This window comes from Bacillus sp. FSL K6-0138, assembly GCF_037982765.1.
GTDB classification, from domain to species: domain Bacteria; phylum Bacillota; class Bacilli; order Bacillales; family Bacillaceae; genus Bacillus; species Bacillus glycinifermentans.
In genome coordinates, this window is record NZ_CP150286.1 from 3,411,366 (window position 1) to 3,426,250 (window position 14,885).

General features: G+C 43.4%; 14 protein-coding genes and 1 pseudogene. 8 read left to right on the top strand and 7 right to left on the bottom strand.

Going from position 1 to position 14,885, the window contains the following annotated elements; genetic code table 11:
- Positions 1-40: 40 nt before the first annotated feature.
- Positions 41-2,179 (bottom strand): transglycosylase domain-containing protein, encoded by a 2,139-nt coding sequence (locus MHB78_RS18070; protein ID WP_046130837.1) that lies wholly within the window; start codon positions 2,177-2,179, stop codon positions 41-43.
- Between the two features lie 133 nt (positions 2,180-2,312).
- On the opposite strand from MHB78_RS18070, the gene MHB78_RS18075 reads away from it, so the two are divergent.
- Positions 2,313-2,816, top strand: a complete 504-nt coding sequence (locus MHB78_RS18075) for an antibiotic biosynthesis monooxygenase (protein WP_046130838.1) — start codon at positions 2,313-2,315, stop codon at positions 2,814-2,816.
- 492 nt (positions 2,817-3,308) lie between these two features.
- Here the strand turns inward: MHB78_RS18075 and MHB78_RS18080 are convergent, their stop codons facing one another.
- Positions 3,309-5,306 (bottom strand): DUF6270 domain-containing protein, encoded by a 1,998-nt coding sequence (locus MHB78_RS18080; RefSeq protein ID WP_128747941.1) that lies wholly within the window; start codon positions 5,304-5,306, stop codon positions 3,309-3,311.
- 333 nt (positions 5,307-5,639) lie between these two features.
- On the opposite strand from MHB78_RS18080, the pseudogene MHB78_RS18085 reads away from it, so the two are divergent.
- Both MHB78_RS18085 and MHB78_RS18090 read left to right on the top strand, forming a co-directional pair.
- Positions 5,640-5,747: pseudogene (locus MHB78_RS18085) on the top strand (MFS transporter); the annotation flags it as partial.
- An 82-nt stretch (positions 5,748-5,829) separates the two neighbouring features.
- Positions 5,830-7,050, top strand: a complete 1,221-nt coding sequence (locus MHB78_RS18090; RefSeq protein WP_046130839.1) for a M20 family metallopeptidase — start codon at positions 5,830-5,832, stop codon at positions 7,048-7,050.
- Between the two features lie 94 nt (positions 7,051-7,144).
- Here the strand turns inward: MHB78_RS18090 and MHB78_RS18095 are convergent, their stop codons facing one another.
- The 3 genes from MHB78_RS18095 to MHB78_RS18105 are packed head-to-tail and all read right to left on the bottom strand — an operon-like array spanning position 7,145 to position 9,858.
- The gene (locus tag MHB78_RS18095; RefSeq protein WP_046130840.1) at positions 7,145-7,855 is read right to left on the bottom strand and encodes an EcsC family protein; all 711 of its coding nucleotides are present in this window, start codon (positions 7,853-7,855) and stop codon (positions 7,145-7,147) included.
- 46 nt (positions 7,856-7,901) lie between these two features.
- Positions 7,902-9,125, bottom strand: coding sequence for an ABC transporter permease (locus MHB78_RS18100; RefSeq protein ID WP_046130841.1), 1,224 nt, complete (start codon positions 9,123-9,125; stop codon positions 7,902-7,904).
- Complete coding sequence (locus MHB78_RS18105; protein ID WP_046130842.1) at positions 9,118-9,858, bottom strand: ABC transporter ATP-binding protein; 741 nt, start codon at positions 9,856-9,858, stop codon at positions 9,118-9,120. Before MHB78_RS18105 ends, MHB78_RS18100 begins: the two co-directional genes overlap by 8 nt.
- 514 nt (positions 9,859-10,372) lie before the next feature.
- On the opposite strand from MHB78_RS18105, the gene MHB78_RS18110 reads away from it, so the two are divergent.
- The 3 genes from MHB78_RS18110 to MHB78_RS18120 all read left to right on the top strand — a co-directional run bounded on the left by MHB78_RS18110 (position 10,373) and on the right by MHB78_RS18120 (position 12,742).
- Positions 10,373-10,792, top strand: a complete 420-nt coding sequence (locus MHB78_RS18110) for an HIT family protein (RefSeq protein ID WP_046130843.1) — start codon at positions 10,373-10,375, stop codon at positions 10,790-10,792.
- 203 nt (positions 10,793-10,995) lie between these two features.
- On the top strand, positions 10,996-12,069 hold the full coding sequence (gene serC, locus MHB78_RS18115; protein ID WP_046130854.1) for a 3-phosphoserine/phosphohydroxythreonine transaminase: 1,074 nt from the start codon (positions 10,996-10,998) through the stop codon (positions 12,067-12,069).
- Between the two features lie 145 nt (positions 12,070-12,214).
- The gene (locus MHB78_RS18120; RefSeq protein ID WP_046130844.1) at positions 12,215-12,742 is read left to right on the top strand and encodes a tryptophan transporter; all 528 of its coding nucleotides are present in this window, start codon (positions 12,215-12,217) and stop codon (positions 12,740-12,742) included.
- A 91-nt stretch (positions 12,743-12,833) separates the two neighbouring features.
- On the opposite strand, the gene MHB78_RS18125 is transcribed toward MHB78_RS18120, so the two are convergent.
- The gene (locus MHB78_RS18125) at positions 12,834-13,025 is read right to left on the bottom strand and encodes a hypothetical protein (protein ID WP_046130845.1); all 192 of its coding nucleotides are present in this window, start codon (positions 13,023-13,025) and stop codon (positions 12,834-12,836) included.
- 160 nt (positions 13,026-13,185) lie between these two features.
- Between MHB78_RS18125 and MHB78_RS18130 the strand changes: the two genes are divergently transcribed.
- On the top strand, positions 13,186-13,542 hold the full coding sequence (locus tag MHB78_RS18130) for a YtxH domain-containing protein (RefSeq protein ID WP_046130846.1): 357 nt from the start codon (positions 13,186-13,188) through the stop codon (positions 13,540-13,542).
- A 191-nt stretch (positions 13,543-13,733) separates the two neighbouring features.
- Complete coding sequence (locus MHB78_RS18135) at positions 13,734-14,354, top strand: HTH-type transcriptional regulator Hpr (protein WP_046130847.1); 621 nt, start codon at positions 13,734-13,736, stop codon at positions 14,352-14,354.
- Here MHB78_RS18135 and MHB78_RS18140 read toward each other — a convergent pair.
- Entirely contained in the window at positions 14,351-14,698 is a 348-nt protein-coding gene (locus tag MHB78_RS18140) for a YhaI family protein (protein ID WP_046130848.1), read from the bottom strand. The two genes, MHB78_RS18135 and MHB78_RS18140, sit on opposite strands and share 4 nt — an antisense overlap.
- Positions 14,699-14,885 lie beyond the last annotated feature (187 nt).

Sequence of the window (14,885 nt, forward strand, 5' to 3'; positions counted from 1 at the left end):
ATGAGACTTAATGTTCAAGAAATTGATGAATTTCGAGCAGCTAATGACCTGAAGGGAAGACTCTTGCCTCAATAAAGTCTGTTCCATTCCCCTCCTCTTTCGTCTGCGGATTGTACGGAACAATCCTGTAGGCCGCGTCAGAAAAGAGATTTGCATAAGGAATGTCGCAGCTTCCTTTTCCCTTGACGGTGTCCACCAGCCTCTCTTTTCCGTTTTTCTTTTCATATATTCTGTATTCGGCCCGTTTATCCTCTTGCTCATGCCATTTTAGCGATACCGTAATCAAACCCATCGGCGTGAAGGAATAACCGGCCTCTGCGCTGTCCAAATCCTCGAGATGAATCGGCCTGTCCAGATCCTTGACTCCTTCAGGCTTTTTAAAGGCAGCAGGCTTTTGATTGGAACGCTTTAAAATATCTTTATAAAGCCTTGTCGGATACGAACTTCCTCCTGTTAAATAGTGCTTTTCATCGGATTTATCATAGCCCATCCAGACGGCTCCGGTAACTTTAGGGGTATAGCCTGCAAACCATGCGTCATTTGTTGCTCCCTCTTTTCCGGTGTACGTCGTCGAGCCTGTCTTTCCGGCTATTTCTCCGGAAAATCCGCCCGCTTTGCCCGTTCCGCTCCTGACAACCTCTTGGAGCATTCTCGTCATATACCAGGCCGTTTGCCTGCTGAACACCCTTTCAGGCTTCTTTTTATGGCTGTATAAAACATTTCCGCTTTCATCACGAATCTTTTGGATGAAGTAAGGCTTCTCATACTCTCCCATATTGGCGAACGTCCGATAGGCGCCTGCCACTTCAAGCGGTGACACGCCTTGTTGCAGCCCGCCGAGCCCGAGTGCGAGGCCTTCATCCGGGATGTTCATCCCCAAACGGCTTAAATAAGGCTTGACGGTTTCAATGCCGACCTCTTGCAATGTCCATACAGCGGGCGCATTTTTGCTGTATGTCAAAGCATCGACCATCGACACCTTTCCTTCATATTGTCCGTCATAATTTTTAGGTGAATAGCCGTCATATGAAAGCTGCTTATCCTCAAGCAGCGAATAGGGCTTGAACAGCTTTTCTTCAAGAGCCGGCCCGTAGACGGCAAGCGGCTTAAACGTCGAACCGGGCTGCCTTGAAGCAACGGCTCTGTTATACCCTTTTGACACATAATCCCTGCCTCCGATCGCCGCGATCACACCGCCTGTCTTGTTATCGATAAACACGGCGCTCCCTTCGGCTTTATCGTCTGTGCCCGGAAAATAGCCGTCCTGTTTCATCAAGGTGTAGGCGGCTTTTTGGACGGAAGGGTCAAGCGGAACAGTGATCGTATAACCGCCCCGGAGAAGCTGGTCGCCTGAAATCGAATATCGGTCTTCCGCTTCTTTTATGACAAGGTCGATATAGCTGGCAAGCCAGGGATGTTTTGACGTTTCTTTGACATGCAGCCCCAATGTGCTCCCTTGAGCCCTTACCGTTTCCTTCGAGCTGATATATCCTTGTTCGTTCATCATGCCGAGGATCACGTTGCGCCGCTCTCTCGATTTATCCGGATGGAGAATCGGAGAATACGTTGTCGGCGCTTTTGGAAGCGAAGCCAGCACCGCTCCCTCGCTGACCGTTAAATCCTTAACATCTTTATCGAAAAAATAATTGGCCGCTTCCTGAATCCCGTATACGCCGTGTCCGAAGTAAAGCTGGTTCAGGTACATTTCCAGCAGCTTGTCCTTGCTGTAGTCCCGCTCCAAATTAATGGCGATAATGACTTCTTTTGTTTTTCTTAAAAATGTTTTGTCATGTGTCAAAAAGATGTTTTTGGCGAGCTGCTGGGTAATCGTGCTTCCCCCTTCGACTTTGCTTCCCGCTAAAATATCTCTGTACACAGCCCGGCTCACCGATTTTAAATCGATGCCGTGATGTTCATAGAAGCGCTTGTCTTCAACGGCAATAAACGCATGTTTGACATCGTCCGGCACTTCATCGATCGAGACGGGCCTCCGGTTTTCCGTATACAGGCTTGCAATTTCCTCCCCATTTTGGTCAACGATTTTTGAAGAAGCGTTGAAAATCAACTTTTTTTCGTCGATGACATAGTCGCCGAGAAATATAATCGCAATATATGCAAGTAAAGCAAAAAGAACAATTGCAACAACAATGATGATTGGAATGAAAAATCTCTTTCTCATCTATTCACCTCATTCCTTTCTATAGCTAGTATGGGAATTTTTTCTTCAAATTATGTTCCTCAAGGTTCGAGCATATGATCGATAGAATTTTAAATCGTCCTTTTGTTATACTATCAAAAAGGGGTGAGAAAAAGTGAATTTTTACATTACTTACGGAACGCTCGATTTTTTAAAAAAGATTGCCCGGCGGCATGATCTTGAAAACATGCTCTTTATGAAAGGACCGGATTCTGCGGTTCTTTTCCACGAAACTGACGGGAAAAGCGTCTTTCAGGCGCCGCACAGCTACGAGGTCATCGATCAGTCCGGAACATTGGAACAGACCGGTTTTTCCGTTCTTAACAATATCCCTGTCACGCAAGAAGGCCGGCCGCTGTTTGAAACCCGGTTTAAAAACAGAGCCGGAAAAATCGAAAGCCAGCCAGGCTTTAAAGCGCTGAGAGTGCTCAGGCCGAAGGACAGCGATACGTACATCGTCTTGACGCTCTGGGAATCAGAGCAGGCGTTTCAGGACTGGAAAAATTCAACATCATTCAAAGAGGCCCACGACAAACCGCAATCTTCCGCAGGAATCAACCAAAAAGGCACGATCTTTTCCCGTCCGTCCTATATTTCTTCCTATTATTCCGTCGAATGACTGCCTTATCGTCAAAAGCGGTCTAGTTTTAGGGAAGCCGAGCATCGCAGCCGACTTTCACAGGATGTGGCGACGGCGGCGTTCAGCATGACACCTGAGCAATTAGCCGCCATTCCTTGCTTAACATGAAAATCGGCGAGCAGGCCTGACAACGAGTGCGAGAGTTTGTCGACAGCCTTTATTTTCTATAATAAAGAAAAGGCCTAAAAAAAATCGAAACTGCTGATTATCTTGTCTAAAAGGAGTATCCGCTTCGTTAAATTGTTCTGTATATTGATATTTTTCACATTGAAAAAGTTAAATCAAAACATTGGTCAATCCTCGCTTGAACCGGCTGGTTTATTTCAATATGGCAGATAGCATCCGTTTAATAAAAATGTGGATTGCAGATGTTTTTCTCTAATGGAATTTCCAAAAATAAAAAACTTGCAGAAAAAAACATATTTTTCTCTACAAGCTGAATTTGCTTCTCCTTAATTTAATCACCATATTTTATTTGTTCATATCCTCTAATACAATTTCGTTTAACCTGAAAAGAAATTCTTTATAATAATCCGGCTCATAATGTGCATAACTATTCCCAAATGGATGTTTATGATAACCAATATATTTTGTCTTTCTCATATCAATGATTCTCACATTTGGAAAATGGTATAAGAAGCAGTTCTCAAGCTTATCCCAAATATAATTGTTTCTTTTAATTTCCTTGTGGGGAAACTCAACAATTTTGTTATTAGCGTCTTTATACTTTGTAGTTAAACGCCCCCGGTTCAGGATGATTTTATCTTCAGGGATAATTGACAACAATTTTTCGATGAACTTTTCTAAGCTCTTTTCCCAAAGGTCGAAGTACTCATTAGCATCAGAACTAGAAATCACTTTTTTCCCTTTTAATTTTTTATAAAAAGCAGTCCGTGGAAGCAGATAGTTTAAAGTAATATAAGAGCTATCATTAATCTCAATCACTTCTCTACACGCGTCTACATAAAGATCAATAATTAAGTAATCCGGTTTGGTGTCTTTTAAATTTTCGAAAAAGCTCTTCTCAAAGTCTGATTTCAAATAATTAATATCAGATTCTTTCAACTCACTTTGTATAAAATCATCCTTATTAAAATCAACAGGATCAGAAACAAGGCTAATAATATTTGAGTGAAATTGAGTATAAGCACATTTATATAACTTTTTATATCCCGGATTGAAATAGTCCATTGTATTAAACGCATTTCTGCTATAACAAGTACCAAGAACCGCGATATTCGTAACATTTTCATTGAATTGTCTATTAACATTAACCCAAATTGAATAGTTGCCAAAACCGTTTGTAAACAAAGCTGCTTTACTGGATACAATTTTGTCTTTATTCTTTGCGAATAAAGGTAAATCTATTTTTTCACCTGCTGTATTTTCACATCTAATAAATAAATCCAAAATGTCCTTTTCTTTAGCAAATTGTATTAAATCTTCAAAGGAAACAGTAACATCAAAAAGATTCCCACTCATTCCTATTCTCTTTTCAAATACTGTATAGTGTTCAAAGGCTGTTCCAACTTCTTTGCGTTGTTTACTTACAATACTATAATTGGAAAAATCATCGAAAGGAACTGTCCCTTTAATATTCAAATGATTTTTTATTTCAATTACAGAAGTGGCGGCAGCTTTTAACTCTTTTTGTTTTAGATGTAATGTTAAAGTTTCTTTTTCATTTATTAGCGGTTTAATTTGATAAAAACCATCTTTATTAAAAGGAACAGTTGTTGAATCAAGCGGTAAACTTTTTATGGTTACCGGAATAAAAATACTGCTATGTTCATTTTCCACTTTCACAAAAAAATCCCATAACGCTTCCTCTAATTTATCAAGGAATACTTCATTGAGATCATGTTCAAATAAAAAAGAATTTATTTTTATATTGGCATCTATGGTCTCAATATAATGAAATATATCCTTGCACTCTCTTTTTCTGTAGCATAAAGTTAAATCAAATTTTCGGATATCTATGTCGTTTGATTTTATTGCTATCTCTCCGCTTATCTTTTCTTCTTTAATAGACATAGATTCTAAGGAGCATTCAACACTTACAGGTCTTACATACAGAGCCAATGTTTTAGAACCTTTCGTAACGTATGGTACAATTTTGAATAAATTATTCAAATCAAAGAAATAATAGTGATATTGTCTTAATAGTGAGTTTGGAAAAGAAACACTAAGTTTTTCAACTCCATCTGTTAAGAAACAGTCCCACATTATTTCATCTTTTTGGTCAAGATTTTCTGCATCGATAATGTCATTAATATTTAAGCGAATGTTGATTATCTTGTCATCCTTAACTAACTTAAAAAACTTTCCCTCATATAAGCTTAAACTGCTGCTATCCTGCCTTTTTTGCCATAATAACTGTAAGTTTTCCGCACTGAAATCACTATAGATCTCCAATCCCATGTCACCGTTAGCTGCATTAAAAGAAAATGATGTTACTTCTGCTTTCATGTTTTGTTGACCACCCTCTCTATTTTTAATGACTAAGTACTTGTATAGAGGCTTAGAAATGACAATGGATTTTATATCATTCATATTAAGCTCTTTGATTTTTTGAAATTCATTTTATTCACTGAAAAATCCGCTTGGAATGCATACAAAAGAGCTATAATATTTAGTTCAATCTCCTATCCTCTCTGACAATACTACTATTTTTTCACAAGCCGGGGTAGTTTTTTTAAAATCAAATTTTAAATATATACTTTGGGATCTATAGAATATGAAAATCCTAGAGAAGTCATAATAGTGTCGAGTCAAATATAATCCTTTGTATCGTTTTAGATGTTGGCGGCCATCTGCAAGGTCGACCCGTTTGAACTGGCCAGACTTAATATCATTCCCGTCGCAGCAGGGCTGACCGCAACAACGGTTATGGCTTTATTTCTCTTATAAAACCTTAACAGACAAGTTGAAACAACGGCTTGAACTGTCATAAAATTTAAAAAATGGGATATCCCTTAGAGGAGGAATCAGTTTGAACACAGACGCATTAAAGCAGACGATCTGTGAACAGCTTGACAAGCATTACGATGAGATGGTCGCACTGAGACGCCACTTTCACCAGCACCCTGAGCTTTCTTTCCAGGAAAAGGAGACAGCCGCGTATATCGCGGCTTATTATGAAGCCCTCGGCGTTCCGATTCGCACGAATGTCGGCGGAGGCGGCATCCTCGCCTATATCGAAGGCAGACTGCCCGGCCCTGTCATCGCTTTAAGAGCAGATTTTGACGCCCTGCCCATCCAGGATGAAAAAGACGTTCCTTACCGGTCGACGGTTCCTGGCGTCATGCACGCCTGCGGCCATGACGGTCATACCGCAGCACTGCTCGTCCTTGCAAAAGTTTTCCATGAAAACAAAAACGATTTAAAAGGAAAGCTTGTCATGATTCATCAGCACGCCGAAGAGTATTCACCAGGCGGAGCAAAGCCGATGATTGAAGACGGCTGCCTCGACGGCGTCGACGTTATTTTCGGCACGCACTTGTGGGCAACAGAGCCCCTCGGTACAGTGCAATACAAAGCAGGTCCCATTATGGCGGCTTCTGACCGCTTTACGATCACGATCAACGGCAAAGGCGGCCACGGCGCTCAGCCTCATAAAACAAAGGATGCGGTATTGATCGGTTCGCAGATCGTCTCGGCCCTTCAGCACATCGTCAGCCGCAGGCTTGATCCGATACAGCCTGCCGTCGTCTCGACCGGATCATTTGTCGCAGAGAATTCCTTTAATGTCATTGCGGATAAAGCCGTGTTAAGCGGCACAGCCCGTTCCTTCAGCGAAGACGTGCGGACGCTTATTGAAAAAGAAATCGAACAGGTCGTCAGCGGGATTTGCGCCATGCACGGAGCAGGCTTTGACTACTCGTATGAAAGGGGCTATCCTGCAGTCTGCAATCATTCCGAGGAAACTGGCTTTTTAGCAGATATCGCCCGGAATACGGAAGGCGTCGAAAAGGTGACAGAAAGCGAACTGCAGATGGGCGGAGAAGATTTCGCCTATTATCTCCAGCATGTAAAAGGCACCTTTTTCTTTACGGGAGCGCGTCCCGAAAATCCAAACCATGCCTTTCCCCACCACCATCCGAAATTCGACATCGATGAAAAAGCAATGCTTATCGCCGCCAAGGTAATGGCAAACGCCGCGGTTTCTTATCAGGAACAAGGAAAAGCTTCCCCGGCAGCGGCCGAGGTTTGAACTAAAAAACAAAAACCGGGGTTAATCCCCCGGTTTAGATGCAGCAGCCGTTCTTTCCTAAACGTGTACATCGAAATGTAAACCAAAGCCTGGGTTAATACCCGGCAGTCTCCTTGATCCATCGCAAGTGAAAGACATGTCTCGCCGTTTCTCCGAGATGTCCGAGCAATTTATAATTGGCCGTTCCGCCGACGATGGCGCCCAGCCCTGGGACAAGCTGAAACAATTTAACGAGATCAATATGGTCACGGTACTCCTGCTGGAATGTAAGCCAATCGATGTCCCGTTTTTCCGTTCCCCAATTTTCGATGATGCGGAAAATCTCTTTTCGATGCTCTTCCCCCGAAAAGGCAAGCTGGAAGATGTAGAGAAGAAACAGCCGCTCTTCTTTCTGTTTGATGTCATAGCCGTAAATCGACGCCAATTCGAACAGGCATTTCATTTTAATGCCGAGCAGCAGCGGAAAGTCCGCCAGCCCGAGAAAGATCCCCCCAGCTCCCGTGCCGATGCCTGATGCAGCCGCGGCCTTTTGGTATTGGGCAACCGCTTTTTGGGCAAGCCCGTCTTTTTCCTTTAAAGAAAGCGGACCCGTTTCCTTTTGGGCCGTCGTCAAATTTGACCCGACTAACGTAGCCTCGACCATTTTTTTAATGCCCTCGGTCACCGCTTTGTGCACCTTGCCGGGAATGCGGGCGTTAATCTTAGCCTGCACGCCTTTTGACATTCGTTCTGCCATAGATGACTTTCGCAAAAACCTCATTTTCCAGCGGTAGGCCTCATCCAAATACAGCTGATTTTCGTTCATGTCCTTCACCTCTTCTTTATACATACTGACGGCAAAGGAAAAGGATTCATCTGCGTGTATGTTTCTTCAGCCTGCTTGTGAAATAAGGCTTCATGACGGCAAAAATGAGCAGCGCGGCGCCGAGAAGACCTGCAAGCATCCCTGTCCAGTGCATGCCGATGCCCGCTGCCAGTGACAATAATAGCGCCTGAATGCTGAGAACGGTCTGGAGCAGCCCGAAGAAGCTTTTTCGTCTCTCCTCCTGTCTGACGGGATAGAGCTCCTGCAATGACAAATGCGAAAAATGATCAAACAACGGCGTCAGCTGGATGCCCGTGATAAAAACGGTAAAAACGACGAGGACCGCTGACACCCAGTCATTCGTTGAGAAATAAGCGATGATCAGTCCAAAAATGACGGTCAGCCTGAGAACGATCCCGAAATAATCGTTTGACCTGATAAAGGCCCTCGCATACATGTACGCATACGACTTTTTCTGTTCATACGGGATCAATCCAAGAATCCAGTCAAGGTACGCCCTCCTCTTCGCCTGCTTTCTGAGGTGCGGGACATCAGTAAACAGGTTGGCCAGCCTGTAAAACCGCTGCTTCCTTCTGATTTCGTCTTCGATATGCAGCTCCCATTTAAACGATTTTTTCTTTTCAGCAGCCGAAAAATACACGACGAGCGCAAGCATGATCGCGTACACGGCAAGCGCAAAACCGTAAGACGCTTCTAACGCAAAATACAAGGCAAGCGCATTCAGCAGAAAGCGGACGATTTGATCCGTGATCCGCACGTTTTTTTCGCCGAAATACGTCATCCGCCATTGCATCGCCATGTTCCACGCTTTTAATATAAGCAATTGAACCAAAATTAGCGCATAAGCTGCAAATGTCCTTCCGCTTGCTTCGAAGTACAGCGGCGCCAAAACTAGCGCTGCCGCAATGAGCGGAAACAGCTGCGTCATAAAACTGAACCTGAAGGCTTGTTTTAAATAAGGACCCATTTTTGCTTCAAGCGGCAGCAAAAACACAAGGTCCGCTTCTTTGATCAGCGTCCTGACATAGGAACTTGTCAGAACGAGCGAAAACAAGACGGCCATCACCCAGTATGCGGGAAATCCTTCCGGCATCTCTTTCAGCCACTTGCTGTACCAGCTTGCTGCACCGGCGATAAAAAAAATCATGACGATGACGAGATGGTCGTTCAGCATATATTTCAAGTAAGATCTTGTCTCTTTTATATACTCCTCAATTCTCGCCTTCCAAATACCTTGAATGCTATTCATAGCTCTCTTCCTTCGTCAGCTCAAGATACAGATCGTCAAGGCTTGCATCTTTCATGGAAAACTGCTCTCTGAGCTCTTCAAGCGTTCCCTTTGCCCGCACTTGGCCGTTGTGCAAAATAATAAATGAATCGCAATACCGTTCAGCGGTTGCCAAAATGTGCGTCGACATCAAGACGGCAGCACCGTTATTCTTCGCTTCGTTCATCCTCTCAAGCAAGGCGTTAATGGCGAGCGGGTCCAGTCCGAGAAAAGGCTCGTCGATGATATAAAGCTCAGGCTCGACTAAAAAAGCGCACATGATCATGACCTTCTGCTTCATTCCCTTTGAAAAATGAGCCGGGAACCATTTCAGCCTCTTTTCCATTCTGAACTCTTTTAACAGGGGAGAAAGCCGTTTTTCAAACGTTTCTTTTGACAGCCCGTACGCCATCGCGGTCAGTTCCAAATGCTCCTTGAGCGTCAGCTCTTCATATAAAATCGGCGTTTCCGGAATAAACGTAAACTGTGAACGATAGCTTTCCGGATCCTCGATAAATGTTTTCCCGTTTAGCTCAACGGATCCTTTGTGAGGCTCCATCAGGCCGATAATATGGCGAATCGTCGTGCTTTTTCCGGCTCCGTTCAAGCCGATCAAGCCGACGATCTGCTTTCGGTCGATCTCAAATGATACATCCCTGAGCACAGGGTTTCTTGTATACCCGCCGGTCAGATCTTTTACAGAGAGTAGTGACATACGTTCGTTCCTTTCTTGCATTTTTCTTAATAGTACCAAAAATAAGGAGGTATTTGAAACGTTTTCCCTTCCGTTCTTCGCGCATAAACGAAAACGATCCGGGACAATCTAATGGATGAAGAAGGGAAAGCTGATCATCTGGCGAATGAGGTGTTTGTCAAAGACAGGATCTTCGAAAGTCAGTTTGAAAAGAATTTGAAGCATGTCAAGGCTTAGAAGTTTCTTACATTCACCGAATTGAGAAAGCATCAGCTTTATATGGCATTGACATATAAAAAAGGTGTGATGATCAAATGAGGTGTTTGGGACAGGAAATGTATAGGCGTTTCAAGTCTTCATTTTAATGAAAATGAGGTGCTTGCAAAAGGCATTGTGTAACATTTCTTATTAAAGCCAACCTTCTTCCGGCAGGGTGAACGCGGGAGCCGTTCATCCTGTTTTCGTGTTTCCGTCATAATTGTGGTAATATTATGCTTATACATAACCTTTCCAAAGCGGAAAAAGGAGGAAAAGTATGAGCGATTGCATTTTTTGTAAAATCATTAACGGGGAAATACCTTGCGCAAAAGTGTTTGAAAATGAGCACGTCATGGCTTTTCTCGATATCAGCCAGGTTACAAAAGGACATACCCTTGTTATTCCAAAGGTCCACAAAACGAACATATACGAAATGACCCCTGATGTTTCAAGAGATTTTTTTGAAGCGGTTCCGAAAATCGCCCAGGCCATTAAAGAAGAGTATGAGCCGATCGGTTTAAACCTTCTGAATAACAACGGCGAAAAAGCGGGACAGTCGGTTTTCCATTATCACATGCACATCATCCCCCGCTACGGGAAGGGCGACGGCTTCGGAGCCGTCTGGAAAACGCATGCGGACGACTATACCCCGGAAGATCTGCAAACGATCGCTTCTTCCATCGGCAAACATCTATAATATTGAAAAGGGCACCGGCTTAAGCGCAGGTGCCCTTTTGCTGTAACGCTGCGTCAAAAAAAATTCACATATACAGCAGCCCCTTTTCCCCCGAGAATCAGCGCCTGTCCCGCTTTTCGCACTATTCAAATTTTTGTGTATCATGAGATTCTTTTATGATAGGATTGTTTTATATTTTTATTCATAAACAGGGAGCGATTGTGATGATACGTACAACAAACTTTAATGCAGGACCCGCAGCACTGCCCTTAGAGGTGTTACAAAAGGCGCAAAACGAATTTCTTGATTTCAAAGGGGCGGGAATGTCCGTTATGGAGCTGTCCCACCGCAGCAAAGAATACGATGCCGTTCATCAACATGCAAAATCTCTTTTAAAGGAGCTTATGGAAATACCCGACGATTATGAGATCCTGTTTCTTCAAGGCGGTGCAAGCCTTCAGTTTTCAATGATTCCGATGAACTTCCTTTCCAAGGAGAAAACGGCTTATTTCGCCATGACAGGCGCATGGTCCGAAAAAGCGCTTGCTGAAGCAAAGCTTTTCGGAAACACTTCGATTATTGCATCAAGCGAAGCTGACACATACAACCACATTCCTGACGTATCAAACATTCCGGCTGACGGAGTTTATCTCCACCTGACGTCAAACAACACGATTTTCGGGACGCAGTGGAGAGAGTTCCCAGACTCCCCTATTCCGGTTGTTGCCGATATGTCGAGCGATATTTTAAGCAGAAAAATCGACGTTTCAAAGTTTGACATCATCTATGCCGGCGCACAAAAAAACCTTGGCCCTTCAGGGGTTACCGTCGTGATCATCAAAAAAGAGTGGCTCACAAAGGAAAACGAACAGGTGCCGAAGATCTTAAAATATTCAACGCATGCAAAAGCGAATTCGCTCTACAACACGCCGCCGACTTTCGCGATTTACATGTTGTCCCTTGTGCTTGAATGGCTGAAAGAAAAAGGCGGGCTTGAAGCCATCGAAAAGCGCAACAGCGAGAAAGCCCGGATTTTGTACAGCGCGATCGACGAAAGCAACGGATTTTACCGCGGGCATGCAAAACCGGACAGCCGTTCCAACATGAATGTCACCTTTACGCTGAAAAATGATGAGCTGACGAAGTCGTTTATCGAACAAGCGAAGGAGGAAAAAATGTCCGGACTCGGCGGACACCGTTCAGTCGGCGGCTGCCGCGCGTCGATCTACAACGCGGTTTCTATTGAAGATTGCGAAAAGCTCGCCGCCTTTATGAAAAAGTTCCGGGAAGCTCATTAAACTGCACGATCCTGTTTTTGGAAGATAAAAAACACTATCACCTTCATTCAGAAGTTTGATATACTACTATAAAGCTTTCGCAATAAATGACGAGCATATTATTGGAAAGCGGGTACTTTTAGCCTGAGACGAGGAGAGAATAGATATGAAAACAAAAGAATTGGTTGCACTGGCCCTTTTTGTCGCCATCGGAGCGGCTCTGCACGCAGTGATTCCGCCGTTTTTTTACGGTATGAAGCCCGATATGATGCTGATTATGATGTTTATGGGAATCCTTTTGTTTCCAAAGCTGCAAAACGTACTTGTCATCGGAATTGTGACCGGCATCATTTCCGCTTTAACCACTGCGTTTCCGGGAGGACAGCTGCCAAATATTATCGATAAACCGATTACGTCTCTAATCTTCTTCGGCGCTTTTCTCGCTGTAAGAAAACTGGGCAGCAGAACGCTGACAGCCGCCGGTTTGACTGCCGTGGGAACGCTCATTTCGGGAACGGTTTTCCTGACGTCGGCCCTCTTGATCGTCGGCCTTCCGGGAAATCAGGGATTGATGACACTGTTCTTCGCCGTCGTTTTGCCGACGGCCGTGATCAGCACGATCGCCATGTTCGTGATCTATCCGATCGTACAGGCGATCCTGAAGCGGTCAAGGCTGACCGAAGAAGTAAAATAATGCAAAAAACCTCTTTAAAAAAGGATTGTTTCTTTTTTGAAGAGGTTTTTTTCGCATATATGGTCAAAAAAAGGAGGATACGCCCGATATTTTATATAAGAAGCTTGATCAAAAAAAGGAACAGGAGCAACAAGCCCGCGGCTCCGGCGCAAAAATAAGCTTTTTGTTTCAGTACGCGTTTCGGCGGATAAGATGCACGAAATCCGAGAAGCCTGAGATAATAAAAGGAGCCGGCGGAAAAAACGGCGGTTAAAATCGTTAAAAAAGCGATGATGACAGACAACCCTCTCCCTCCTTTTTTAAAAAGTATGCTAAAATAAAGCAAGCTATGCAGAAGTTTTCCCGGGATTATCCCTCGCGGAAAGCCCCTAAGCAATCATTATCAAACGATGAAAAGGCTGTCCAAAGCCTGATCGTTCAAAAATATAACCGGGGTGATGTATATGTCAAAAGGACGATCTTTAGCAGCAGGACTGATTGTAGGCGGAGTTATCGGAGGCGTTGCGGCACTGCTTTCCGCGCCTACTTCAGGAAAAGAATTAAGAAGGCAGCTTAAAGCGAACTGCGGAAAATTCGAAGACACGGTAAAAAGACTGAAACTTGACGGAATCGCTTTAAAAGAGCAAGTCGTCAAAACAGCGCGGGAAAGTGCAGAGATCATCAAGGATGTCGGCAGTGAGCTGCAATCGTCCATTAAGGAATGGAGAGAGGAAATCAAGCCCCATCAGCAGGATCTCAAAAAAGAACTCGCTGATATTGAAGAGAAGATTCAACAGCTGGAGAAAACCTTACAAAACTAATATATTCAGCGAAAAAAAATAAGCCTTTAAAAAGGGGTGTGAATAATCATTTTCACGCTCTTTTTTCATTAAAATGCTGATTTCACACTGAAAAAAGCGATTTTTTAAAAATTTCGTAAATTTACATCTTTATTAATCTTTATTTTATTGGCATAATAGAATTATAAGATAAAGAGAAGCAGGTGAAGTGAATGAATCGATCGGAAGAGCCCTATACGGTGAAAGAAGCCCTTTTATTCAGCCAAAGAATGGCACAGCTGAGCAAGGCGCTTTGGAAATCGATAGAAAAGGATTGGCAGCAATGGATTAAACCTTATGACTTGAACATTAATGAGCATCATATTTTGTGGATCGCCTACCAGCTGAACGGCGCTTCGATTTCTGAAATCGCCAAGTTTGGCGTAATGCACGTATCCACGGCGTTTAACTTTTCAAAAAAGCTTGAGGAAAGAGGCTACCTCGAGTTCTCAAAAAAATTAAACGATAAACGCAACACATACATTCAGCTGACTCCGAAAGGCGAGGAGGTTTTCCTTAAAATCCTCGAGTCCTATGATCCCTCCCGGAACGCTGTGTTAAAAGGCGCCCAGCCTCTTCATCAGCTGTATGGGAAATTCCCTGAGATCGTCGAAATGATGTCGATCATCCGCCACATTTACGGCGATGATTTCATGGAGATTTTCGAAAGATCATTTTCCAATATCGAAAATCAGTTTACCAGTGACAACGGCAAAATGAAGAAAAAAGATGAAGCAACAGAAAACGGTGAATTGCCGGAGATGGACAAACAGCTTGAGCCCGTTAAAAACTAATCCAGGCCGTACTGCTTCATGATGCCGATAAATTCGCTCATCAGCGGTTTATAAAGACCTTGTTTGTGAAGGGCGAAAATCGTTTCGTGCACTTCGAGTTTTTCATTTAACTGTCCTGCAAAAAGCGCGAGAAGATTGTCGAACATGACAAATCCTTGCGCTTTTTGCGCTTCAAGCTCTTCTGCCAGTTCTTCGCACAGCTTCTCCGTTTCTTTTGCTTCCTCCTCTGATAATCCCCGTTCAATCAGCATTTTATAGTACGGGTATTGATCCATATCCGCATTGTTCAGCAAAAGCTTTATGTAATATTCCAATCGTTCAAGACGATGCTCCATTGAATCCATATTTGTCACTTCTCTCCTTTATTTTATTTTAGCCGATTATCCTTTTTGATGAAAGTTCAACATCGTGATTTCCCTCCTCTCATTTCTTTTGAAAATGACGATTTTTTTTCGAAAAGGGATTGATTTTTCTCCGGCGGAGGAGTAAATTATTCTGAGGATTTCATATAACAGTTTTAAAAACGGAGGA

Coding starts and splice junctions, on each gene's coding strand:
- MHB78_RS18070 (WP_046130837.1), bottom strand. CDS start 2,179: ATGAGAAAGAGATTTTTCATTCCAATCATCATTGTTGTTGCAATTGTT.
- MHB78_RS18080 (WP_128747941.1), bottom strand. CDS start 5,306: ATGAAAGCAGAAGTAACATCATTTTCTTTTAATGCAGCTAACGGTGAC.
- MHB78_RS18095 (WP_046130840.1), bottom strand. CDS start 7,855: ATGAACGAAAATCAGCTGTATTTGGATGAGGCCTACCGCTGGAAAATG.
- MHB78_RS18100 (WP_046130841.1), bottom strand. CDS start 9,125: ATGAATAGCATTCAAGGTATTTGGAAGGCGAGAATTGAGGAGTATATA.
- MHB78_RS18105 (WP_046130842.1), bottom strand. CDS start 9,858: ATGTCACTACTCTCTGTAAAAGATCTGACCGGCGGGTATACAAGAAAC.
- MHB78_RS18110 (WP_046130843.1), top strand. CDS start 10,373: ATGAGCGATTGCATTTTTTGTAAAATCATTAACGGGGAAATACCTTGC.
- serC (WP_046130854.1), top strand. CDS start 10,996: ATGATACGTACAACAAACTTTAATGCAGGACCCGCAGCACTGCCCTTA.
- MHB78_RS18120 (WP_046130844.1), top strand. CDS start 12,215: ATGAAAACAAAAGAATTGGTTGCACTGGCCCTTTTTGTCGCCATCGGA.
- MHB78_RS18130 (WP_046130846.1), top strand. CDS start 13,186: ATGTCAAAAGGACGATCTTTAGCAGCAGGACTGATTGTAGGCGGAGTT.
- MHB78_RS18135 (WP_046130847.1), top strand. CDS start 13,734: ATGAATCGATCGGAAGAGCCCTATACGGTGAAAGAAGCCCTTTTATTC.
- MHB78_RS18140 (WP_046130848.1), bottom strand. CDS start 14,698: ATGGATTCAATGGAGCATCGTCTTGAACGATTGGAATATTACATAAAG.